The sequence below is a fragment of the Flavobacterium sp. N2038 genome, from assembly GCF_025947185.1.
In the GTDB taxonomy this organism is placed as follows: domain Bacteria; phylum Bacteroidota; class Bacteroidia; order Flavobacteriales; family Flavobacteriaceae; genus Flavobacterium.
This window is the reverse complement of the sequence record NZ_CP110001.1, coordinates 142,905-166,388: the sequence shown is the minus strand read 5'-3', so window position 1 is coordinate 166,388 and position 23,484 is coordinate 142,905. Positions and strand designations below refer to the sequence as shown.

Annotated in this window: 18 protein-coding genes; 4 read left to right on the top strand and 14 right to left on the bottom strand. The window is 32.0% G+C overall.

Annotation, left to right across the window (positions count from 1 at the left end):
- Positions 1-57: 57 nt before the first annotated feature.
- The 14 genes from OLM51_RS00640 to OLM51_RS00575 form a co-directional block, all read right to left on the bottom strand.
- A complete protein-coding gene (locus OLM51_RS00640; protein ID WP_007804760.1) occupies positions 58-921 on the bottom strand; it encodes an RNA polymerase sigma factor RpoD/SigA in 864 nt (287 codons plus the stop codon).
- Between the two features lie 220 nt (positions 922-1,141).
- Positions 1,142-2,929 (bottom strand): hypothetical protein, encoded by a 1,788-nt coding sequence (locus OLM51_RS00635; protein ID WP_264552504.1) that lies wholly within the window; start codon positions 2,927-2,929, stop codon positions 1,142-1,144.
- Positions 2,930-2,942: 13 nt separating this feature from the next.
- The gene (locus tag OLM51_RS00630; RefSeq protein ID WP_264552503.1) at positions 2,943-4,175 is read right to left on the bottom strand and encodes a DUF4249 domain-containing protein; all 1,233 of its coding nucleotides are present in this window, start codon (positions 4,173-4,175) and stop codon (positions 2,943-2,945) included.
- Positions 4,176-4,188: 13 nt separating this feature from the next.
- On the bottom strand, positions 4,189-5,412 hold the full coding sequence (locus OLM51_RS00625) for a DUF4249 domain-containing protein (RefSeq protein WP_264552502.1): 1,224 nt from the start codon (positions 5,410-5,412) through the stop codon (positions 4,189-4,191).
- Between the two features lie 5 nt (positions 5,413-5,417).
- The gene (locus tag OLM51_RS00620) at positions 5,418-8,204 is read right to left on the bottom strand and encodes a TonB-dependent receptor (protein ID WP_264552501.1); all 2,787 of its coding nucleotides are present in this window, start codon (positions 8,202-8,204) and stop codon (positions 5,418-5,420) included.
- Positions 8,205-8,948 (bottom strand): hypothetical protein, encoded by a 744-nt coding sequence (locus OLM51_RS00615; protein WP_264552500.1) that lies wholly within the window; start codon positions 8,946-8,948, stop codon positions 8,205-8,207.
- 315 nt (positions 8,949-9,263) lie between these two features.
- Positions 9,264-10,868 carry a hypothetical protein gene (locus tag OLM51_RS00610; protein WP_264552499.1) on the bottom strand — a complete coding sequence of 535 codons (1,605 nt, stop codon included), beginning with the start codon at positions 10,866-10,868 and terminating at the stop codon, positions 9,264-9,266.
- A gap of 71 nt (positions 10,869-10,939) precedes the next feature.
- Positions 10,940-12,112, bottom strand: a complete 1,173-nt coding sequence (locus OLM51_RS00605) for a DUF4249 domain-containing protein (protein ID WP_264552498.1) — start codon at positions 12,110-12,112, stop codon at positions 10,940-10,942.
- A gap of 18 nt (positions 12,113-12,130) precedes the next feature.
- Positions 12,131-14,893: a TonB-dependent receptor gene (locus tag OLM51_RS00600; protein ID WP_264552497.1), complete on the bottom strand. Its 2,763-nt coding sequence runs from the start codon at positions 14,891-14,893 to the stop codon at positions 12,131-12,133.
- A gap of 19 nt (positions 14,894-14,912) precedes the next feature.
- On the bottom strand, positions 14,913-15,716 hold the full coding sequence (locus OLM51_RS00595; RefSeq protein WP_264552496.1) for a hypothetical protein: 804 nt from the start codon (positions 15,714-15,716) through the stop codon (positions 14,913-14,915).
- Between the two features lie 260 nt (positions 15,717-15,976).
- Complete coding sequence (locus tag OLM51_RS00590) at positions 15,977-18,112, bottom strand: polyribonucleotide nucleotidyltransferase (RefSeq protein WP_264552495.1); 2,136 nt, start codon at positions 18,110-18,112, stop codon at positions 15,977-15,979.
- A 166-nt stretch (positions 18,113-18,278) separates the two neighbouring features.
- On the bottom strand, positions 18,279-18,545 hold the full coding sequence (gene rpsO / locus OLM51_RS00585; RefSeq protein ID WP_264552494.1) for a 30S ribosomal protein S15: 267 nt from the start codon (positions 18,543-18,545) through the stop codon (positions 18,279-18,281).
- 130 nt (positions 18,546-18,675) lie between these two features.
- The gene (locus OLM51_RS00580) at positions 18,676-19,371 is read right to left on the bottom strand and encodes a hypothetical protein (protein WP_264552493.1); all 696 of its coding nucleotides are present in this window, start codon (positions 19,369-19,371) and stop codon (positions 18,676-18,678) included.
- A gap of 31 nt (positions 19,372-19,402) precedes the next feature.
- Positions 19,403-19,858 (bottom strand): GAF domain-containing protein, encoded by a 456-nt coding sequence (locus tag OLM51_RS00575; RefSeq protein ID WP_264552492.1) that lies wholly within the window; start codon positions 19,856-19,858, stop codon positions 19,403-19,405.
- Between the two features lie 71 nt (positions 19,859-19,929).
- Between OLM51_RS00575 and xrtF the strand changes: the two genes are divergently transcribed.
- The 4 genes from xrtF to OLM51_RS00555 all read left to right on the top strand — a co-directional run bounded on the left by xrtF (position 19,930) and on the right by OLM51_RS00555 (position 23,461).
- Entirely contained in the window at positions 19,930-20,466 is a 537-nt protein-coding gene (xrtF, locus tag OLM51_RS00570; RefSeq protein WP_264552491.1) for an exosortase family protein XrtF, read from the top strand.
- Complete coding sequence (locus tag OLM51_RS00565; RefSeq protein ID WP_264552490.1) at positions 20,456-20,902, top strand: exosortase F system-associated membrane protein; 447 nt, start codon at positions 20,456-20,458, stop codon at positions 20,900-20,902. Before xrtF ends, OLM51_RS00565 begins: the two co-directional genes overlap by 11 nt.
- Positions 20,903-20,947: 45 nt before the next feature.
- Positions 20,948-21,346: an HYC_CC_PP family protein gene (locus OLM51_RS00560; protein WP_264552489.1), complete on the top strand. Its 399-nt coding sequence runs from the start codon at positions 20,948-20,950 to the stop codon at positions 21,344-21,346.
- 108 nt (positions 21,347-21,454) lie between these two features.
- Positions 21,455-23,461 (top strand): TonB-dependent receptor plug domain-containing protein, encoded by a 2,007-nt coding sequence (locus OLM51_RS00555; RefSeq protein WP_264552488.1) that lies wholly within the window; start codon positions 21,455-21,457, stop codon positions 23,459-23,461.
- Positions 23,462-23,484: the final 23 nt, after the last annotated feature.

The following is a 23,484-nucleotide window of genomic DNA, read 5'->3' as shown; positions in this document are numbered from 1 at the left end:
TCCAACTTTTATATTGGTATTTGGAATTTTAAATATATTGGAATTTATATTTTAATATTAACCTAAATAAGTTTTAAGGATTTTACTTCTTGAAGTATGTTTCAATCTACGGATTGCTTTTTCTTTAATCTGACGTACACGCTCACGAGTTAAGTCGAAAGTCTCTCCAATTTCTTCTAATGTCATTGGGTGTTGATCGCCAAGACCAAAATACAAACGAACAACATCTGCCTCTCTTGGAGTTAATGTCTCTAACGAACGCTCGATTTCAGTACGTAAAGATTCGTGAATTAATTCTCTGTCTGGGTTTGGAGATTCTCCGGAACGTAAAACGTCATAAAGGTTAGAATCTTCTCCCTCAACAAGAGGTGCATCCATTGATAAGTGACGACCAGAGTTTTTCATAGACTCTTTTACGTCATTTACAGTCATGTCTAGTTCTTTTGCAATTTCTTCAGCAGAAGGTGGACGCTCGTTAGATTGCTCTAATAAAGCATACATTTTGTTGATTTTATTGATAGAACCAATTTTGTTTAAAGGTAAACGAACGATACGGGATTGTTCTGCTAATGCCTGAAGGATCGATTGACGAATCCACCAAACTGCGTAAGAGATAAATTTGAAACCACGAGTTTCATCAAAACGTTGTGCAGCTTTAATTAAACCTAAGTTTCCTTCGTTAATTAAGTCAGGAAGAGTTAATCCTTGATTTTGATATTGTTTAGCAACCGATACAACGAAACGTAGGTTGGCTTTTGTTAATTTTTCTAATGCTCTTTGATCACCTGCTTTTATTCTTTGTGCTAATTCTACCTCTTCATCAGCGGTAATTAGGTCAACTTTTCCGATTTCTTGTAGATATTTATCTAACGATGCAGTTTCACGATTAGTTACCTGCTTGGTGATTTTAAGTTGTCTCATGTTTTTGTCTCCTCAATTTTTAAGTGTACAAATGGTTATACGTATGAAGTATCAAAAAAGTTACAATTAAATAAAAATAATTTAATTTTTTATGTTTTTTATATTTATAAAAGATATTTTGTATTGATTATTAGAGAGATAAAAAAAATCGGAAGAGTAAAATACTTTCCGATTTAATTTAACTATTGTAAAAAAATAAATTTATGCACTACAGAAACATCTATTTTACGGTAATGTTTTTTGAAACATAGACCGGTTTTCCTTCTTCTGTAAAACCTTCTAAAACCACCTCAAAATTTCCTTTTAAATCAGAAGTGTAAAAAGAAATATTATCTTCTTTTTGATCTAATTTTAAATTAGGTTTCCAAAGTAATTGATATCTGTAATCCGGAATTCTTTTTAAGGTGTTTCCAGAACTATAATCAGGATTGTAATAAACTTTTTCAGGATTAGGCCTTTGAATGTCAGTTGTTTTTAAATACTTTTTAACGTAGTTAGTGGCAAAATCGCTGTTTTTGGTTTCAAAACTAATAAGACCACCGTACAAATCTGGCCCATAAACATAAGGCTCTGTAATAAGACTGACTTTGTCAACATTCCCCATATTATATTCGAAAAGGTCACTTGGATCCTGAATTTGAAGACCGTCAACAATTACTAAAGGAGGCCCATAAGATTCTAAGTCTTTGTGATCATTTCTAACCCTCAATTGGTATTTACCATTGTTTTTTCTGTAGTATAACTCGATTATTACTTCAACTACATTTTCTTTTAAAGTTGGGAAACGGGTATAGTCATCCAGTATATATGTTTTTTCTATCGTGTTGAAAAAAGGACTAATGACAGCTTCCTGAACTAAGCTGTCTTTTTTAGTCTGATAATAAGCATTTTGTATCTGGCTTGCTGTTGAACGATCTTCAATATCGCTTTTGAGATTCTCTGTTAAATTTAGCTTTGATGAAAATTTTAATTTTGAGGTGTCAAAGGTTGGAAGCGGATCTAAAACAATACTGTAATCTGCAGGATTTGGGTCAAGAATTTGCATAATTGCACTTGAGAAATTTGGAAAATGATCCAGCAAAAATGCGAACTTACCATCCGAATTTGTTTTAACTATTTTTAATACATATTCTTTTCCGGGTAATGAAAGCGAGATCGATTTATTGCTTACAGAATTATTACTCTTTGATACAATTGAACCCGTAATCAATTCAGCTCTTAATTCTGGAATATAAGCATAAGAAGTAATGGTATTGTTTTCATAACTACCAGAGGTTCTTGCGATAAATTCTTGTGGCGTGGTTTGTTTTAGTGTTGGAATTTGATCTGTTTTTCTAATGGAAACAGAGTAATTACCTTTTTCGATCGTTTCAGTTAATGATTTTATTTTTAAAGTCGCTTTTTCTCTCGTGTAATAACTTTCCTTGTCAAACTCAAAGTCAATTCTTTTTTCATTATCGGCATAAGAATTAGTAGTATACGCCTGAGATGATGAAATGTTATTTTTTAGAGTGCTGTCAAAAGTTACATTTTCATTTGGCTCCTGCGTTTGAAAAGGATTTATTATAAAAATATCGATTTCAAAAGTTTGTGATTTTGGATTGTTGAGCATCCATTTGGTGTAGGCAATTAATTTGTAATTACCGGTCTTTAAAGTTGTAGGTATAAAATAGTCGCCAGCTCCAATTCCTTTTTCAAGATAGACTTTGTTTTTTTGAAAAGACTTTTTTTCATTATCAACAAGTTCAATATACGCAATTTTGCTTATTTGACTTGGTTTGTTGTTAAGAGGATTTAAGCAATATAATTTATAAAATAATGTTTCGCCTGTAAGAAAAGTCGAGGTATTAGCGTGAAGAAAAATAGTTTCCTGTGTTGATGTTTTTAAATTATCATTAACACGAGACTGGGCAAAACTAAAAGCGCTTAATAAAATTGCAATTAAAATTATAGAGCGTTTCATTAAGTCCAGAATTAAGGTTTGTCTGTATGTTGAAAGTTGTTTCATAAATTCTTAAAAATTAGTCTACCCAAAATGGAGGAACGATATTAGATGAAAAAGTGGTGCAATCCCCACAGGCTGGTTTTACCATATCATAAATGGTCATATTGTTCCATGAAAAAAGCAATCGTGATCTTGTACGAATCATTGAGCGTAAAGCTGCTCCCCGGCATGGAGGTTCCGGAAGGTCACAATTGTAAAATTGTTCTGGTTCACAATCACTTTCGTAGTAAGGAGGAGGCGGCTCATTTGGAAACAAATCAGAATAATTGAAATAAATTCGTTCTGAAGAAACAGAAGAAACTTCAAAAAAGCCAATGACTTTTTCAGAAGGATTTTCAACGCATTGTATATTTCCATAAAAGAATCCTGGTTGTTTAGGAGAAAGGACACTACCCGAAGATGATAAATCCCGTAATGTTTTATAAAAAGTATAAGCTGCTAAATTCTGAACATATTGCTTTACGAAAATACTATAACGATGAGTTATGATATAATTCTGATCGCTAATAAATCGTACCGGATAATGTACGCGATCTTCACTAAGGGTGCTAGTATTGTTTAAAAGAATATCCTCAGATTTTTTTGTAGAGTAACAGGTTTTACTTTCGCCAGTTCTGGGCGTTACTGCAATTCCCTCTGATGCAGGCTGTCCTGGGAAATCATTCATAGGATCTGGAGGTATTGCCGGGGTGAACACAACATCAGCTTTAAAAAAGTACCATCTTGGCGCTATTATTTTGTAGGTTTCAGCATATTCATATCTGTAATATTTTGATGTGTTAGTAGGGTCATAACTATTTACATTGATCTGAACACCTCTTTCTCCGTGAACAGTTTCAACAGTTGCTGTAACGTTGTCAATCTTGGTTTCGGTAGTTAAAGTTTGCTGGTCAGAGGTGTAATTTTTGCCCTCTTTTGTTTTAATTTTTAACTGATACTTTCTACCCGGCTCAGCTTTAAATTGTACGAGAGAAGCATACACAGTGTCTTTTTGTTCAAATTGATATTCATTTCCCTGATCGTCTGTAACAAAGACATTGGCTCCTGTTTCAAATTTTGGACCTGTTTCATCCAATTGATAGACCTGAGAAATTCTTATAGTTTGATTTTTTATTTCATTTGTAATAGTACCTTCAACAACAAGAGCACTTTCAAAATTATTACTTTTAAAAGCGTATTGTTCTGTACAGCCTGTAAGAGCCGTAACTAAGAGAAGAAAAATAGATATTTTAAGTATAAAATATTTCATAAGTTTTTAAGAATTAATCTACCCAAAATGGAGGAACGATATTAGATGAAAATGAAGTACAGTCTCCACAAGCGGGTTTTACCATAAAATAAGTACTGGCGCCCGATGCATAGTGTACCAAAGAATTAGAACGTATAGAAGAACGCAACGGGATTCCGCTACAAGGCGGGTCTCCTTCGCAATCTAAAAACTCCCTTTGTGCACAATCGGTTTCATAATATGGAGGAAGAGGCTCATTTGGAAACAAGTCTTTATAGTTAAAGTAAATTCTTTCTGAAGAAACCGCAGAGACCTCAAAGAAACCAATAACTTTTTCAGAAGGATTTTCGACAGATTTTATATTTCCATAAAAAAATCCAGGCTGTTTAGGAGACAATACACTTCCGGAAGTGGATAAATCTCTTAATGTTTTATAGAAAGTATAAGCAGATAAATTCTGAATATACTGCTTTACAAAAATAGTATAGCGATGCGATATGATATAATTCTGATCGCTGATAAAACGAACAGGATAATGAACACGATCATCACTATTACCACTTGTGTTGGTTAAAAGAACCTGATCTGATTTTTTGGTTGAAAAGCAGGTTTCGGTTTCTCTTGTTCTTGGAACTACTAAAATAGCTTCTCCGGCAGGACTGCCAGGAAAATCATTTTCAGGATCTGGCGGAATAGCCGGAATCATTTGCAAGATAGTTTTTCTGGAATCCCATTTAGGCGCAATTATTTTATAGGTTTCAGTGTACTCATATCTGTAATATTTTGAAGTATTTGTCGGGTCGTAACTGTTTACATTTATTTGAACTCCTCTTTGTCCCTGAACAGTTTCGACTGTAGCGGTCATGTTTTCTATTTTAGTTTCTGTAGTTAAGGTTTGTTCATCAGAAGTATAATTTTTGCCCTCTTTTGTTTTAATTTTTAACTGATATTTTCTGCCGGGTTCTGCTTTAAACGCTGAAATAGAAGCATAAACGGTATCTTTTTCTTCAAATTGATATTCATTTCCTTTGTCATCTGTGATATAAACATTTGCACCCTTTTCAAATCGTGGTCCTGTTTCTTCCAATTGGTATACTTGAGAAACTCTTATGGTTTGATTTTTAAATTCATTTGTAATTGTACCTTCAACAACAAGAGCACTTTCAAAATCTGTATTTTGAAAAACATACTGTTCAGTACATCCGCTTACAGCGAATGCAAGAACAAGAAAAAGGTATATTTTTTTAAAAAATTTCATGATTTTTAAAACTTGAAGTTATATGTGATACTAGGAATTGGAATCGAAAAAATGGATGTTTTATAGGCTTTAATCTGGCCCTGATCTGTTACGAAAAATACAGAATAAGGATTGTTTCTTCCTAAAACATTATAAACTGAGATATTCCAAAAGCTATGTGCTAATTTTTTTATCTTATGATTTCCTTCAATATTAAAACCAAGATCTAACCTGAAATAATCAGGAATTCTGAATTTGTTTCGGTCACTATAAACAGTGTATTGCGCATTTCCATAATCATACGTCCCAATTGGGTACGTAATCGGGCGGCCGGTTTGATATATAAAATTACTTGAAAAACTATAACGTTTTGTAATTCTGTAGTTTAAAACTGCACTAAAGTCATGTGGTTTGTCAAAATTTGATGCAAAATATTTACCGTCATTTACTTTTTCTTCATTAAACTGGCTGTTCAGTTTAATTAAAGATCTTGAGTATGTATAGCCTAACCATCCGTTAAGACGACCTTCGGATTTTTTCAGAAGGACTTCAACTCCATATGCTTTTCCCTGACCTTGTAAAAGTTCGGTTTCAATATTTTCATTTAATAGTAAACTGGCACCCACCTTATAATCTAAAATATTATTTGATTTTTTATAATAGCCTTCCAGACTTAATTCTAATTCGTCATTCTTTAAATTCTTATAAAAACCAAGTGAAACCTGTTGAGCATCTTCTGGTTTTACATTTAAATCTGAAAGCTTCCAGATATCTGTTGGTGATTGTGTGGTGTTATTTGATAATAAATGAATGTATTGATAGGTTTTGTCATAACTGGCTCTTACAGAAAAATCATCCGTTATAAAGTAACGCGCAGCAATTCTAGGTTCAAAACCGCCATAACTTTTAATTACTTCATTGTTTTTATAAGTTTTAGTCTCTACCACAGTTGCATCGCTAATTGGGAGATTCTCCTGATAAACTCGCTGTGTAGATGGTCCTAAAGCAGAAAATCTGGAATAACGCAAACCAAAATCCAATAAGAATTTATCAGTAATTTTAAAATTATCGCCAATATACACGGCAGATTCCAGACCTCGTTCTTTTTCAATATCAACCGGAATTAATGACGAATCAGGATTTGTAGGTTTTAAATACCCGGGATTTATTCCATACAATTTACTTGAAATTCCATATGATATTTTGTGCTTATCACTGTACAAATAAGACATTTTAAGGGCAGCCTGTGTGTCATTGATTTTATATCCAAAATCAAATGAATTTATACCTGTCGTCTCATAATCAATATTAAATTTATACTCACTATTGGTTAGTATCAGAGAACCTTTGTTTTTTTCATTGAAAGTGTGATTCCATTTTAGTGTCGCTAAACGATTGCTGTACTTGTACAAAGAATCAGACGAAACACTAAATTTATCATGACTATAATATAAAGTAGACTCAATATCGTTATTGTTGTTAATTTTATGATTGTATTTTAAAATTACATCATAAAAAGAAGCCTGACTATTTTTTAGATCCTCGTCGTCGAGGGTTTTTAATATCCAGTCAGAATAACTTGCTCTTCCTCCAACAACAAGACTTGATTTTCCTTTTACAACCGGAGTAGACAGCATAAGATTACTTGTTGCCGGACCAATACCTCCTTCACCTTCAAATTTGTTATAGTTTCCTGTTTTTGAAGTGATATCAAAAACAGAAGATAATCTGCCTCCAAATTCAGCAGGAATACTTCCTTTGTAAATATCTACTTTTTTTGTTGTGTAAGGGTTTAAGGCTGTAAAAAAGCCAAAAAAGTGAGATGGATTGTATAAAACAGCCTGATCTAATAAAAATAAATTTTGATCTTCTTTACCGCCTCGAACGTTATAACCAGCAGAACCTTCTCCTGCGGTTTTAATACCGGGTAAAGTTAGTGCTACTTTCAAAATGTCACGTTCTCCTAAAACCAGTGGTACATTTTTAATACCTTCTGAATCTATGGTTGTAACTCCCGTAATTGCTGATTTTGCTGTTTTGCTTTTATTTGTTTTTATTAAAACTTCATTAAGCTGATTTATATTATCAGTAACATTAAAATTTAAAGTCCCATCATTGTACACCATGATTTTCTTAGATACTTTATCATAAGCAAAACTTTCGGTTTCAACTGTACTTATTCCGGCTGGGACTTGTAATTTGTAATGTCCTTCTTTATCTGTAACTGCGGTAAATTCGGTTTCAGGAATCTTCACTAATATATTAGCGATTCCGGTTTTGTTTTTTCCTCCTTTTATATATCCGGAAAGGGTATAGGTCTTCTTTTTTTGATTTTTTCCTTCTTTTCCAATAAGAATAATGTCCCGAAGATTTTTGTTGGGATTTCGGGTATTTGTTCTTTTTATAGAATCAAACTGTTGATAAAAAATAGGAGTTAAAGGCTCTCCATTTTCATCTTTCTCCAAGGGAATTCCAAAGTAATCATCAGGAAGCTGATTGTATATTACACTGTTATTGCTAAGTATAATTTTATTTTCAGAAATAAAGAAATTGATGCTGGTGTTTTGAAAGATGTCCTCAAGAACTTCCGAAATACGAACTTCTTTAAATTGTTTTGAAATAACGGTACTATCTGAATCCAGCCATCTTTCATCAAAATAAAATTTAAAATGAGATGTTTGCTCAATGTTTTGGATTGCCGTTTTTAGATTCGCATTTTTTAAATCGACAGAAACTTTATCACTTATAACCTGACTATAGATAATTTGTTGAAAGGCGAGTAAAAAAAAGAGTAGAAGAGTAATTTTTTTCATTTATGTCGAACTTTTTTTTAAAAAACTATTGATTTGCTTTGTCAGATTTTCCATGAATTGAGTTTTGTCTGAACGCTCTAACTTTTTGTCAATTTTATAATAATTATTAATTTCTTTTTTGACAGAAGGAAATATCTTTTTTACCTCTTTTTCAGATTCAACCTTATAAAAATAATTGTTGTACTTGATGATATAATCGTTTTTGTAGATGAAATTGTAGTAGACACCATCTGATTGAAAAACCTTGATCTTTTCTTTATGATGTTTTATATATAGCGATACCAGATCTCCAACATAACTTTCCTCATAAATTCCATTTACGATACCGGGGAATTTTAATGTCTCAGATTTTAAATTGACAAACTTTTTGTTTTTAATACTAAAGAAATTGACCTTGTCTTTTATCAGATTAATGGCAAGATTATCTGTTTGATCGTTTTGTTTGAAGATTAACTGATCCTGATGAATATCATATTTAAGCAGAACGTTGTCGTAAATTTCATCTTCAAAACCTAAACTCCCGGAATTAAACTCGTTGATGTAGTACCTGTGTTTATCGGCAATTGGTCTAAAAGGTTCACTATGCAGAACCCCATTGTTTATGTTTAAGTTATCCCTGCCAACATTGTTGTCGAAGAATTCGTAAATTGAGGATTTGTCAGAAGATTGGGAATATAAATACGAAACGTTTGAGATGGTACTAAATATTAATAAATATAAAGCCTTCTTTTGATAATTTTTCAAAGGATTTAGTGGTTTTAAGGTTCGTTTTTTGGTGGTTTTTCAAATTTATTAAAATAATCTTACAAAAAGCATGAACAATTGTTAAAATATAACAAAATATCGCTTTTTTATGAAAAAAAATACGACAAACTTCGCAATCAGGAACGAGCTTTTTAATGTACTCAGAGTAAATTTTGTTCTTAGATTATATTGTTATATGAAATTTATGGAGCATTAAAATAAAGCTAAAAACCCCAATTCATTTATTTGAACCGGGGCTTTTAGCTAGTAAATCTTTATTAGGTCAAAGATTCCGTTTTAGGAGATTTGATTTATTTATTCAGTTTTGAATGTTTTATAAAAATGAACATAATTTCCGGTTTCGGTAATTCCTTCCAGGATGATTTCATAATCTCCGGAAATATCAGAGGTATAAAAAGAGATAGCCATTTCGCTATTTTTAAAAGCTATATTTGGTTTCCAAAGTAATTGATGTCTGTAATCAGGAATTCGGCTAAGCGCATTTGATGTTTCATATTGTGGTTCAAAATAAACTTTTGCAGGTTCAGGCCTTAAGATTGTCGTTTTTAAAATGCTTTTATCAGTATAAATAGTTGCAAAATCGTTGTTTTTTGTAATAATACTGACAATTCCGTTGAATATTTTAGGGCCATAACAGTAGGGTCTGTTAACAACGCTAATATTTTGAATTTGATAGGCATTATAATTTAATAGTGCATTTATATCCTGAATTTGTAGTCCGTCAACCAAAATCAGACAAGGTTCAGGAGATTGTATAATATTGTATCTGGAATCGCTTAAGTATAGTGCCGGAAGCTGATTGTAATCTTTAAAATTAAGTTCAGTAACAATTTCTATTATTGTTTCTTTAAACGTTCTAAATCTTTCGAAATCATCGAGATTATATTTTTTTTCGGTAGGCTGAAAAAAGAAATCTGTATGGATAGCTTCGATAAGACTGTCTTTTTTTTGTGAAAAATAAACGTTCTCTACCTGAGTTGCCAATGAGCGCTCTTGAATTGCTTTCAAATTTTTGCTGGAAATAGAGGTTTTATTGGAGAAAATCAAATTCGATAAATCCGGACCTGGCGTTTTATCTATTGCAATAGTATAGTTTTCTTTGTCAGGTTCTGATAATTGTACATAACAATCTGATGTACTGGTTTGTTTATCAATTAAAAAAATGAATTTTCCGTTGCTATCTGTTTGGGTTGTTTTGAAGATGAAATTTTTTCCAGGAATAGATAGTGTAACTATTTTAGAGTCTAAATTAGAAGCTCCAGATTTTGGAGTTATATATCCGGTTATAATTTCGCCTCTTGTTTCTGGAAGTACCTTTATTTCTTGTTTTAGATTTACATAAGTATTAATAGTTTCGTTACTTGGGTATGTAGGGATAAGATCTATTTTTTTGATATTTAAAAAATAGTTTCCTTTATCTAATGCTTTTGGTATTACAAGAGTGGCTTTTTCTCTTTTAGAATATTTTTCTTTGTCAAGACTTAAAAGAATGTTTTCAGATGTATTTTGGGTTCCATTTTTATAAACGCCAGTTTTTACAGATGTACTATCAATAGTCATGTTTATATGTTCCTGAAATGGATTTATGATGGTAAAGTCTTTTTCAAAAAAGTTATTCTGACTATTGTTTAACATCCAGTTTGTATAGGCAATAAGCTTATAGTTTCCCGTTTTTAATACTGTTGGAATAAAATAATCGCCTGATCCAATTCCGTTTTTCAGACTAATTTTATTTTTAAATACACTTTCTTTCTGATCGTTAATTACTTCTAAATATGCAATTTCACTGATATCAGAAAATACATTCGTTTTATTTAAACAGTACAATTGGTAATATAATGTTTCGCCGGTTAAGATTACCGAAGTATTAGTTTTAACTAATATTGATTCCGCACCCAAAGCAGTATTATTTTGAGCACTACTTTTAAAAGTGAAATTTACTAATAACAGTAAAAAAGCTAATTGTATGTTTAATTTTCCCAAAATGAAGGTATTACGTTAGAAGAAAATGATGTACAATCTCCGCATTCTTTTTCAACCATCCAGTATGATGTTGGAGACATTCCCGGACCTCCTCCTATATAAACATGAGTGGTGAGTACTTTATAATTGTCCATGGGTATTACACTAAACTGGATTTCTTCTGGCTCGCATTTTCTAAAGAATAGCGTTGGATCATCTGATGGAAAAATGTCGTTAAAATTGAAAAAGATTCTTTTTTTTGAAACCGAGGCAACCTCAAAGAAACCGACCACTTTTTCTGATGAATCTGAAGTTGATTTGATATTTCCGATAATGTATCCGGGCTGGTTTGGAGATAACAATTCTCCTGAATCTATCATTTTTTTGGATGTATTATAGTAATCGTAAGCAGATTGATTTTGCGTGTACTGAGAAACCAAAATACTGTAACGATAAGCGATTATATAATTTGATTTGTCAATAAAGCGAACAGGAAAGTTTACGCGGTCTTCGGTTAAATCTTTTGTATTTGTTTGTATAATGCCAGTCGAATGTTTTGTGCTGTAGCAAATATGAGTATTTGGTTCGGCCGGGACTATAATCATTTTAAACGTATTTTGATAAGGTACTAATTCTACACGTTCTGTTGTATTGTAAACAGTTTGTACTTTATAAGTCTCGTCATATTCATAACGATAATATTTAGATGTATTTGCAGGATCAAAACTTTTAACATTAATCTGAACACCTTGTATGCCATCTTTTTCAGCCACTTTAGCTTCTAAATCAATAGTGTTTGGTGTAGTTAAAGTTTCTGGTGAAGAAATATATGATTTTCCGGATTTGGTTGTTATTTTTAATTGGTAGTTCTTATTTGGTTCTATTTTAAATTCATTTGAAGAAATATATTTTCCGTCTTTTTCATCAAAATGAAATTCATTACTGTCGCTGTCAACAACAGTAACGTTAGCTCCAGACTCGGCAATTTTTATAGTATCGTTAAGAAGTCTGGTTCTTGAAATGTTTATTTCATGATGTTTTAATTCATTTGTTAATGTGGCTTCGACAATCATTGCGTCTTCAAAATCCTGGTTTTGAAAAACGTATTGTTCTGTGCAGCCCGATAAAATAACACAAACAAAAAGAGCCAACGTCATTTTTTTGATTATTGATACATTCATATTGATGTGATAGATGAATTAAAATTTAATGTTATAGGTTATTGTCGGAATTGGAACAGAAAAAATAGATGTTTTGTATGCCTTGATTTTTCTATCTTCAGTAACAAAATAAACATTATACGGGTTGTTTCTTCCCAGAACATTGTAGACTGAAAGATTCCAGAAACTATGTGCGAGTTTTTTTATTTTGTGATTTCCTTCAAAATTGAGACCAATATCCAATCTGTAATAATCCGGAATTCTATATTGGTTGCGATTACTATATAAAGTAAAATCCTCTCCTGCAAAATCATACGACCCAATCGGAAAAGTGACAGGTCTGCCGGTTTGGTAAACAAAATTGGTTGACAAACTGTATCTCTTTGTGAATTTGTAGTTTAAAATAGCGCTAAAATCATGCGGTTTGTCATAATTTGTAGGGAAATAATCTCCGTTGTTTATTTTTTCAGCATCAAATCTACTGTCAAGTTTTATTAAGGCTCTGGAATAAGTATAGCTTAACCAGCCATTAAAATTTCCTTTTTCTTTTTTGATCAAAAATTCAACTCCATAGGCTTTTCCTTCTCCCTGAAGAAGTTCCGTTTCGATGTTTTCGTTCAAAAATAATTCGGCACCAACTTTATAATCCAGAATGTTTTTTGAGCGTTTATAATAACCTTCTATACTTAGTTCTAATGATTTTTGAATTATATTTTTGAAAAACCCTAACGAAAACTGATTGGAAGATTGTGGCTCAGTATTTAAATCAGAAAGTTTCCATACATCCATAGGAGATTGTGTGGTATTAGTTGATAGTAAATGCATGTATTGATAGGTTCTGTCAAAACTTGCTTTTACAGATAAATCCGGAAGTATAAAATATCGCGCTGAAATTCTGGGCTCAAAACCTCCATACGTTTTTATAGACTCATTATTATTGTAGATCTTGGTATCAATAACAGTTTTGTCAGATTTTGGGCGGTCATCCTGATAGATGTTTTGCGTAGAAGGGCCAAGTGCAGAATAAAAAGAATAACGCAAACCTAGATCAATTAAAAGTTTATCACTGACCTTATAATTTTCGGTAAAGAATAAAGCCGATTCTAAAGCTTTTTCCTTTTCAAGTGTAATATCTTTAATCAGAGAGTTGTCACCTGTTGATTTGAGGAAGCCAGGTTTAACATTATACATTTTGCTGCTAACGCCATAATTAAAGGAATGTTTTTCATTGAGATTGTATCTCATTTTAAAAACAAACTGAGTTTCATTGATTTTATAGCCGTAATCAAATGATTTTTCAGGCTGAGAATCGTAATCGATGTTAAAATTATACTGACTATTGGTAACAATTAGGGAAGATTTATTTTTTGCATTAAAATCATGATCCCATTTTACGGTTGCTAATAAGTTGTTGTATTTGTAGATGGAATCTGAGTTAATGCTGTATTTATCATGACTATAATACAGAGAGGTTTCGAGATTATCTTTTTTACTGATTTGATGATTGTATTTTAAAATCACATCATAAAAAGAGGCTTGACTATTATCTAGTTCAGGATCTTTAATAGTTCTCAGAATCCAGTCAGAATAACTTGCTCTGCCACCAAATAATAAGCTTGATTTTCCTTTTACGATCGGAATTTCAAGAGTAACATTGCTCATTACAGGCCCAATTCCGGCTTCACCAGAAACTTTTTCGGTATTTCCATTTTTTGATTTAATATCAAAAACAGAAGAAAGTCTTCCTCCAAACTCAGCAGGAATACTTCCTTTGTATATGTCGGCTTTTTTTGTTGTAAAAGGATTGACAGAAGAAAAGAAGCCTAAAAAGTGAGATGGGTTGTATAAAGAAGCGTTGTCTAATAAAAATAAGTTTTGATCATCTTTTCCTCCTCGTACATTAAAGCCCGCAGAACCTTCTCCTGCAGTTTTTATCCCCGGAAGTGTTGTAGCAACTTTAAAAATGTCTCTTTCGCCCAAAATTAAAGGCACATTTTTGATGTTTTCGATATCAATACTGGTAAGACCTGCAACTGCTGAGGTTACATTTCTTGTTTTTTTATTTTCGATGACAACTTCTTTAAGTGCATTTACATTTTCATCCAAATTAAAATCAGCTTTCCCATTGTTGTAAAGTACAATTTTTTTAGCCTTTGACTGATGACTGATGGATTGTGCCTCAATTATATTGATACCTGCAGGAACTCTAAAACTGTAATAACCATTTACATCACTTACTGTACTTATGTCTTTGTCTTTTACTTTAATTGTGATGTTGTATTCTGGTTTTCCTGTAATCCTGTCTTTAATGTAGCCTGATAAAGTATAGGTTTGAGATGCGTTTATCAAAGACTGTTTTCCAAGAGAAATAATAGAGTCTGAGTCTTTTTTAGAATCATTTAGATACTGTTTATTATAAATTGGAATAATTGGCAAATTAGTGGCCTTGTTAACACTTTTATCATCGGTCGGTTCAAAATATTTTTCAGTTATAATATTTGAGATTAAAAGACCATTGCTTAGAATAATATTGTTGTTGTCAATAATGTAATTTATGGTCGTGTTATTCAAAATAGCATCTAAAATTACTGAAATAGAGGTATTCTTAAATTCGCCTGAAATAAGCTCACTGTCTGATAACCATTGGTCTTTAAAATAGAAGTGAAAAGAAGTGTTTTTTTCTAGTATTTCGATAGCTTTTTTTCGTGTTACATTTGAATATTCTATAGAAATATTTTTTTCCTGAGAAAAAAGAAAGATTGGCAATAACAAAAATAAACAGAAGATAAAGTGTTTTTTCATTTAGATTTTGGAATAGAGCTTATAAATTGTTATCAATAAATTTTATTAAATCTGCTTTGAACTGGTATGGGCTTGCCTCTTCTGGGATTTTATTTTTTTTGTAATAATCTTTTATTTCTTTTTTTAGTTGAGGAAATATCGTGAGGATTTCTTTCTGTGTGTTTACAGATGTAAATTTTGAATTATAAAGAAGTTGGTAGTTGTTATATTCTTTGAATTCTGTATATAAATTATTTTCAATAATAATTTCTTTTGCTGTTTTAAAGGGTTTAATGTACAGGGAGATATTTTTACCTAAATATTTTTCTTCAAAAAAACCGGTGATGACTTTTGGATACTTATACTTATTGTCAATATTGACAAATCTTTTATTTTCGATCAAAAAATAATCTGTTTTTTCATTTATAAGCGTTATACCGAATGTATTATTGTTCTTGAATGATTTTACAAGTTGGTCTTTATATATGTCATACTTTATGAGAATGTTTTCATATAATTGATTATCATAAAAAACAGATCCTTTTACGAAGTTTTTATTTAAATAATAGTTGTGATCGTTTTTAAGATTATATGGATCAATATGAATTTTGCCATTATTGATGTTTAAAATTTCTTCGCCAATTGTTTTGTCCAGATAATTAGAGACTTCTTTTTTTTCATTAGTTTGAGAAAAACTGTTGATTGAAAGGAATAGCAGGATGAAAATTACTGTTGAGTAATTTGTGATTTTTAATGGTAGGTTTTTGCAATACAGTTTGAATTTAAAAGAGACAGTAATAAATAATATTGTTTTAATTCTTGACTGTGCAATATCCTTTCTCATCAATATGTGGTTTTGTGTAGCTGTTTTCTATATAAAACTATGTTAATGAAGTTTTAAAAAAAAATAAATTAAACCAACAACATTGATTTTTAAACCAACAACATTATTTAACCTATAATGTGTTTTCTGAAAACGTTGTAGTCTAGTGTTTTAACCGTGTAGTTTTAGGTTGAAAAGTAGATGTAAAAACAAAAAATCCCGTTTCGGTTAAATGAAACGGGATTTATCTATGAATAAACCTTTAGTAAACTAAGATCTGATTACTCTTTTTTCTCCTCACGTGGAGGTCTTGGAACAAGTGCTTTTTTAGACACTTTTTCTTTTTTAGTTTTTGGGTCAACTCCTAAGTATTTCACTTGGAAAACATCTCCCATTTTAACTACATCAGCTACATTTTCAGTACGCTCCCAAGCTAATTCAGATACGTGAAGCAATACTTCGTTTCCTGGTGCAGCAGTATATTCTACTACAGCTCCAAAATCAAGCATTTTGATCACTTTTACTTCGTAAGCTTCTCCCATTTGTGGTTTGAAAGTAATAGAAGCAATTTTTGCTAATACCGCTTCAATTCCAGCAGGATCTGTACCCAAGATTTCGATAACACCTTGCTCATCAACTTCGTTGATTACAATAGTTGTTCCGGTAGCTTTTTGTAATTCCTGAATTACTTTTCCACCAGGTCCAATTAATGCTCCAATAAAGTTTCCAGGAATAGTTCTGGTAATGATTTTTGGTGCATGAGCTTTTACGTCAGCTCTTGGTGCAGCGATAGTTTCAGTTAATTTTCCTAAAATGTGTAAACGTCCATCACGAGCTTGAGCTAAAGCTTGCTCCATAATGTCATAACGTAAACCATCAATTTTGATGTCCATTTGACAAGCTGTAATACCGTCAGCAGTTCCGGTTACTTTAAAGTCCATATCTCCTAAGTGATCTTCGTCACCTAAAATATCAGACAATACAGCAAATTTCTCTCCGTCAGTAATCAATCCCATAGCAATCCCAGAAACTGGTTTTACCATTTGAACCCCAGCATCCATCAAAGCCATTGTTCCGGCACAAACTGTTGCCATAGAAGAAGAACCGTTAGATTCTAAAACCTCAGAAACAACACGAATTGTATAAGGACAATCAGCAGGAATCATATTTTTTAAAGCTCTTTGAGCTAAGTTACCGTGACCAACTTCTCTTCTTGAAGTTCCTCTTAGTGGTTTTGCTTCACCAGTAGAGAAAGGAGGGAAGTTATAGTGTAAGTAGAATTTCTCTTCACCTTGCTCAGATGGAGAATCGATCTGGTTAGCTTCTCTGGAAGTTCCTAAAGTTACAGTTGCCAAAGCCTGAGTTTCTCCACGAGTAAATAAAGAAGAACCGTGAACTCTTGGTAAATAATCAGTCTCACACCAGATTGGTCTGATATCTGTAGTTTTTCTACCATCTAAACGTACACCTAATTCTAATACTACATTACGAACAGCTTCTTTGTTTGTTTTGTAGAAATATTTTGAAACTAAATCACCGTCAGCAGCTAATTCTTCTTCAGTAAATAAAGCTTTAACTTCTTCTTTTACTTCAGCAAATGCAGCACCTCTTTCGTGTTTAGCTGAACCAACTTTTGCAATAGCATAGATTTTATCGTATGCTGCAGCTTTTACTTTTTTGTAAATTTCTTCGTTTTCTTTCTCACCTTCGTAAGTACGAATTTCTTTTTTACCAAAAGCAGCTTGTAAACGTAATTGTGCCTGAATTTGAACTTTGATAGCTTCGTGAGCAAACTTAATAGCTTCGATCATTTCAGCTTCTGAAATTTCTTTCATCTCACCTTCAACCATGGCAACAGAATCCATAGAAGCTCCAATCATCATATCAATGTCTGATTTTTCTAAATCTTCTCTGCTTGGGTTGATTACTAATTTTCCGTCGATACGTGCAACACGTACTTCAGAAATTAAGTTATAGAATGGAATATCTGAAACTGCTAATGCTGCAGAAGCAGCTAAACCAGCTAAAGCATCTGGCATAACTTCTTCGTCATGAGACATTAACTGAATCATAACTTGTGTTTCAGCATGGTAATCATCTGGGAAAAGCGGACGCAATACACGGTCTACTAATCTCATTGTTAATACTTCGCTGTCGCTTGGACGTGCTTCTCTCTTGAAGAAACCTCCAGGGAAACGACCTGCTGCTGCGAATTTTTCGCGGTAATCTACCGTTAATGGTAAAAAATCAACGCCTGGGTTTGATGTGCGAGCTGAAACTGCTGTTGCAAGGATCATAGTGTCGCCCATTCTTACTACTACAGAACCATCAGCTTGTTTAGCTAAACGTCCTGTCTCGATTGTGATGCTTCTGCCATCACCTAAATCGATCTTTTCTACAAATAATTGTGGAATCATAAATTTTTTCCTTATTGATTATACAATGGGTTTTAGTTGTGTTGTAGTTGTTGTTGTGTGTAGTTGTTGTTATCTAAAACCCAATGAAAAACCAAACTTTTTTTCTTATAAATGCTTGTAATGTAAAAACAAAAAGAGGCACTTTCGCACCTCTTTTCTATATTGATTATTTTCTGATATTCAATACTTTGATAATCTCACGATATCTGTTGATTTCTTTCTTTTTCAAGTAATCCAACAAAGCTCTTCTTTTACCTACTAATAGTACAAGAGAACGCTCAGTGTTGTAATCGTGACGATTTTTTTTCAAGTGTTCAGTTAAGTGAGAAATTCTGTAAGTGAACAATGCAATTTGACCTTCTGCGTTTCCAGTGTTTGTTGCACCACCGTGTTGTGCGAAAATCTCTTCTTTCTTTTCTTTAGTTAAATACATTCCAATATTATTTAATGATTTTTATGTATGTCATACAACTTTTGTAAGACGGGTGCAAAATTAGATTAAAAAAACAGAAAAATCAAAAAAAAACAAAAGAATCTAAAAATAAGGCCTAAGAAATTCGTTTTTAACGATTTGATGGTGTTTTTTTAGGCGCTATTCTTTCATTTAATGAAGAATAAGAATAGTTTGTATTGTTTTCGGTTACACCTACTCCCGAGATTAAGATTCCTTTGTCGTAGTTTTCAGTAAATGTAATTTTACGCACAGCATCATTTCCTTGCCAGACACCTTGTTTTAAACCATTTTTTAAAATCCCATTTTCAGTAACAAAATTATCTGTACTTGCATATTCTCCATTTCCATCAATTACCTTCTGTTCATTTTCTGTATTCCAAAAGTTAAGAATTAAAGTTTGAACAGTCTTCGTTTTAGGATTCCAGATATTCTGCTTTTCAGATTTTTTATTTTGGGTTTCATACCAATTAATTTCCTTGCCTTCTTTATGATCCTGAGAATAATTTACGACAGATTCTTTTGCTCCGTTTTTGTAATAACAAATAAATTCTCCATCCTTTTTTAGAAGATCTTTATCTAAAGTGGCTCCGGTCATTTTTTTTCTTCCGTTCTTATAAAAATCAGTTACAACGTAGCGGACACTTTTTTGAGAATAGTTGGTGATCACTCTTGTATAAGTATATTTTTCGGGTGTGCATTCATGATTTAACGAGTCTAAAAAGATTTTCTTTGAGACCATGTTAATTTGTGCACACAGATTAACTGAAATTATCAGAAGCAGAAAAAGGAAGATATTGCTTTTCATTCAGTTCTATTTTTACCTAAAAATAGCTCTTCTAGAATAATTTTGCAACTTCTTGATTTACAAATTCTAAAAATCTCTCGTCAGCTTCTGTAAAAGGATCAATAACATGGCTGTCAATATCAATCTGACCAATATTTACTTCGTTTACAAATAAAGGTACAACAATCTCTGACTTAACAGTAAAACTGCAGGCAATATAATTGTCTTGTGCAGCTACATCCGGCACTACAAAATTGGCATTACTTTCGGCTACCTGACCACAAATTCCTTTTCCAAACGGAATAACGGTATGATCTGTTTCTGCTCCAATATAAGGACCAAGGTGCAATGTTTTGTTCTCGTGATTGGCAAAATAAAAACCAACCCAGTTATAATATTCTATGTTTTCATTTAGCAATTGACAGATTGCTAATAATTTTTCGTCTCTGTTTGTACTGTTTTCAGCTACAATAGCGCTTACTTTTGGTTGTAATTCCTGAAAAGTCATGATGTAATAATTTTATACAAAAGTATTTAAAGCTACTCTCAAAAAATACATAAATTTGAAAAAAAAATCCATTGAAAAAATATTTAGCACAATTTAAACCTTTCTTAATTTTTATAGGCACTTTTTTCTCGGTGTATATTGTACTTACTTTACTTTATAAGGTATATTTAAATAGTTTCGCTTTAAAAGAGGTTGACGGAATTACAAAGGTAGTTGGCAGTCATGTACAAAGCTTAATGCTTTTTTTTAACTCAGACATAAAAATTGTACAAAGTATACATGAATCTTGTTTAGACGTTTGTTATAATAATAAATACATTATCAGGATAATTGAAGGTTGTAATGCAGTAAGCGTTATAATTTTATTTGTATCTTTTGTAATTGCCTTTTCAGGGAAATTTAAATCGACTTTACTTTTTATTTTATTTGGGATACTGCTTATTTATGTTTTAAATGTTATCCGAATTGCTCTTTTGACCGTATTGCTTTTTAATTATCCACAGCATCTTCATTTTATACATGGAGTTCTTTTTCCTCTGATTATTTATGGGGTCGTTTTTGCACTTTGGGTTATATGGGTAAGTAAATTTTCAAAATATGCTAAGTAAATTAATCAGGCATCGAAATAAAATTGGAATTTCGATTCTTATTGTATTATGTTTTGGCTTAATCAGGGCTTTTGAGAATAGTCTTTTTTATGATCCTTTTTTAGTCTATTTTGAAGCTGAATTTAAAAATGTTCCTTATCCTGAAGTTGATGTTTTAAAGCTTGTTTGCGGGCTGTTATTGCGTTATTTCCTAAATTCAATTTTATCTTTAGCTCTAATTTATAATTTGTTCAGAGATATTGAGATGTTAAAATTCAGTACTTTTTTATACCTGTTTTTTTTAGTATTTCTAATTGGAGTATTTGTTTTAATCCTGGAATGTTTTCCCGACGGAAATTGGCTTTTGTTTTATGTAAGACGATTTATAATTCAACCAATATTTGTCTTGTTATTTATTCCTGCATTTTATTACCAGCAGGAAAATTTCAAAAAATAACATTTCATTAGAATTTTTTTAAGTCTTTTTAGATAATTTTGCAATATGAATTTAAAAAAGTGCACAGGTTTATTTTTAGCTCTTCTATTGTTGGTTTCCAACATTGGATTTGCTTTTGATGTGCATTATTGCGGAGGTGAAATTGCTTCTGTTTCTTTAAATACTACAGTTTCGGGAACACCTGAAAAGAAATGTTGCGGAGCTTCTGAAAAAAAATCATCTTGTTGTAAAGACAAAGTGGTGCATATTGAAAAAAAATCAGATCATGCTACTTTTAAGATCTTCTTTTTTCAACTTGATTTTCCTGCAGTAATTCAGGAATTCAAGCCAATTGCATTTTTGGCAGTTCCAAATTTCAAAACAAATCAGATAATAGCCTATTATTCTGATGCCAATGCGCCCCCCTTATTTAAATTGTACAATCAATATATTTTTTACTCCTGATTTTAATGTTAGAATCAAGCCACTTTGGCTTGCCTTTTCTGCTTGTATTTTTCTATTAAAGAAATTATAAAAAAGCAGTTTTCTAATTAACATTAAAATCATTTTTTTATGCACAAAAATATTATGCTTTTGGGCATGATTTTACTTTCTGTGTCTGTTTTTTCGCAAGAAGATTTGGAAGAAGTAAAAATCACCAAAAAGCAAAAGGGAATTAAAAAATCATACACCCTTACCGCTAATACATCAGTTATCACCAGTAAAGAACTTTTAAAAGCTGCTTGCTGTAATCTGGCTGAGAGTTTTGAGACCAATCCTTCTATCGATGTCAATTTTTCGGATGCCTTAACCGGAACCAAACAAATTAAAATGTTAGGTTTAACTAGTCCGTATCTAATGATTACCGAAGAAAATATTCCATCTGTTCGTGGCGCTTCTCAGGCCTATGGATTGTCTTTTACTCCGGGAACCTGGATAGAAAGTGTTCAGATTACAAAAGGTGCCGGAAGTGTTATCAATGGATATGAAAGTATTTCGGGACAAATAAACACAGAGCTTTTAAAGCCATTAAATGATGTCCCGTTTTTTCTGAATGCTTACGGTTCTACAGATGCCCGTTTTGAATTGAATACTCAGTTTAATAAAAAACTATCAGATAAATGGGCAACAAGTTTGTTTGTTCACGGTAATACCCGTGTCGCAAAAAACGATATGAACAATGATGGTTTTCTGGATAATCCGTTAGGGAAACAAATCAATGTTTTAAATCGCTATCAATATTATGATGCTGAGAGCGGATTGGTAAGTTTTATCAATTTCAGATACATGAATGATAAAAAGCAAACCGGAGAAGTTGATTTTGACAAAGATCGCGATCGTGGAACTACAAATCACTGGGGTTCAGAAATCAATACAGAACGTTTTGATGTGTCGACCAAAATCGGATATGTTTTTCCAGATATGCCTTATCAAAGTATTGGTTTTCAAAATGCTTTTAATAGTCATAAACAAGATTCATATTATGGTCTAAATCAATATGATATTAAACAAAATAGTTTTTATTCGAATTTAATTTTCAATTCGATTATCAGTAACACGATGCACAAATTCACAACCGGATTGAATTTTACTTACGATCAGTATCAGGAATTTGTGAATGTAAATGATTATAGCAGAGTTGATAATTCTGTTGGAGCATTTTTTGAATATACCTATGACAATACAGATAATTTTAGTTTGATTTTGGGAGGAAGAGTTGACAACCATAATCGATTAGGATTTTTTGTGACACCACGCTTACACCTGAGATATAATCCATGGAAAAATGGAGTAGTTCGTTTTTCTGCTGGAAGAGGGAAACGTTCGGCAAATATTTTTGCCGAAAATCAACAGCTTTTTGCAAGTTCCAGAACATTTTCAATTTTAGATACTAATGGAAAGATTTATGGATTAAATCCTGAAATTGCATGGAATTATGGTGTAAGCTTTTCGCAGAAATTTAAGCTTTTTAATAAAAATGCCGAAGCAGGTTTTGACTTATACAGAACTGATTTTCAAAATCAGGCCGTTGTTGATTTGATGCAAAGTCCTCAGGACGTTTTATTTTATAATTTAAAAGGAAGTTCTTTTGCAAATAGCCTGCAGTTAGAATTTAATTATGAACTGATCCATAATCTTAATTTAAGGACAGCTTATAAATATTACGACATTCAAACGGATTATCTAAGAGGAACTTTTCAACGTCCACTTCAGGCAAAACATCGTTTTTTAGGAAATCTGGAATATGAAACACCTTCAAACAATGGAAAACAATGGAAGTTTGATTATACCTTCAATTGGTCAGGAAAACAACAGCTGCCATATACAGCTTCTAATCCGGTCGAAGATCAATTCCCGGATTTCTCACCATCTTATGCAGTTATGAATGCTCAGGTAACAAGGGTTTTTTCTCCCGTTTTTGAGGTTTATGTAGGTGGAGAAAATATTGGGAATTACAAACAACAAAAAGCAATTTTAGGAGCAGACGACCCATTTGGATCCAATTTTGATGCTTCGATAGCATATGCGCCAATCTTTGGACAAATGTATTATGCAGGATTGCGATTTAAAATAAAATAGATTAATTTAAAACTTTAATATTA

Excerpts from the sequence above, each read along its gene's own strand:
- OLM51_RS00640 (WP_007804760.1), bottom strand. The coding sequence starts at position 921 with ATGAGACAACTTAAAATCACCAAGCAGGTAACTAATCGTGAAACTGCA.
- OLM51_RS00620 (WP_264552501.1), bottom strand. The coding sequence starts at position 8,204 with ATGAAAAAAATTACTCTTCTACTCTTTTTTTTACTCGCCTTTCAACAA.
- OLM51_RS00625 (WP_264552502.1), bottom strand. The coding sequence starts at position 5,412 with ATGAAATTTTTTAAAAAAATATACCTTTTTCTTGTTCTTGCATTCGCT.
- OLM51_RS00605 (WP_264552498.1), bottom strand. The coding sequence starts at position 12,112 with ATGAATGTATCAATAATCAAAAAAATGACGTTGGCTCTTTTTGTTTGT.
- OLM51_RS00580 (WP_264552493.1), bottom strand. The coding sequence starts at position 19,371 with ATGAAAAGCAATATCTTCCTTTTTCTGCTTCTGATAATTTCAGTTAAT.
- OLM51_RS00560 (WP_264552489.1), top strand. The coding sequence starts at position 20,948 with ATGAATTTAAAAAAGTGCACAGGTTTATTTTTAGCTCTTCTATTGTTG.
- OLM51_RS00555 (WP_264552488.1), top strand. The coding sequence starts at position 21,455 with ATGCACAAAAATATTATGCTTTTGGGCATGATTTTACTTTCTGTGTCT.
- OLM51_RS00600 (WP_264552497.1), bottom strand. The coding sequence starts at position 14,893 with ATGAAAAAACACTTTATCTTCTGTTTATTTTTGTTATTGCCAATCTTT.
- OLM51_RS00575 (WP_264552492.1), bottom strand. The coding sequence starts at position 19,858 with ATGACTTTTCAGGAATTACAACCAAAAGTAAGCGCTATTGTAGCTGAA.
- OLM51_RS00590 (WP_264552495.1), bottom strand. The coding sequence starts at position 18,112 with ATGATTCCACAATTATTTGTAGAAAAGATCGATTTAGGTGATGGCAGA.
- OLM51_RS00595 (WP_264552496.1), bottom strand. The coding sequence starts at position 15,716 with ATGAGAAAGGATATTGCACAGTCAAGAATTAAAACAATATTATTTATT.
- OLM51_RS00630 (WP_264552503.1), bottom strand. The coding sequence starts at position 4,175 with ATGAAATATTTTATACTTAAAATATCTATTTTTCTTCTCTTAGTTACG.
- OLM51_RS00635 (WP_264552504.1), bottom strand. The coding sequence starts at position 2,929 with ATGAAACAACTTTCAACATACAGACAAACCTTAATTCTGGACTTAATG.
- OLM51_RS00565 (WP_264552490.1), top strand. The coding sequence starts at position 20,456 with ATGCTAAGTAAATTAATCAGGCATCGAAATAAAATTGGAATTTCGATT.
- rpsO (WP_264552494.1), bottom strand. The coding sequence starts at position 18,545 with ATGTATTTAACTAAAGAAAAGAAAGAAGAGATTTTCGCACAACACGGT.